Origin of the sequence: Bacillus sp. SIMBA_074 (genome assembly GCF_046534555.1) — a bacterium.
GTDB lineage: Bacteria > Bacillota > Bacilli > Bacillales > Bacillaceae_G > Bacillus_A > Bacillus_A mycoides.
In genome coordinates this window covers 1-234 of sequence record NZ_JAWRYM010001271.1, presented here as the reverse complement: position 1 = coordinate 234, position 234 = coordinate 1, and the positions used below count along the sequence as shown (strand labels likewise).

The 234-nt window shown below is 52.1% G+C and carries 1 protein-coding gene; it reads right to left on the bottom strand.

Annotated elements, in window-relative coordinates:
* Nucleotides 1-234, bottom strand: a 234-nt coding sequence (locus tag SB773_RS34800; protein ID WP_410595127.1) for a response regulator, incomplete at both ends; no start/stop codon positions are given.

Here is a 234-nt window from a genome sequence, read left to right as displayed (position 1 = left end):
ATCAGGTCGAGGTCAGGTGCGCTTTTTAAAATATAGCCTGCCGCTCCTGCCTGGAGGACACGGAACAAATACTCCTCATCGTCGTGCATAGTCAATACGAGCACTTGAATTTCAGGCGCTGTTTCCTTCAGTCTGGCTGTTGCCGTCAATCCATTTTCACCTGGCGGCATGCTCAGGTCCATCAGCACGACGTCAGGCCGAATCTCCCACGCTTTTTCACATGCTTCTTTGCCG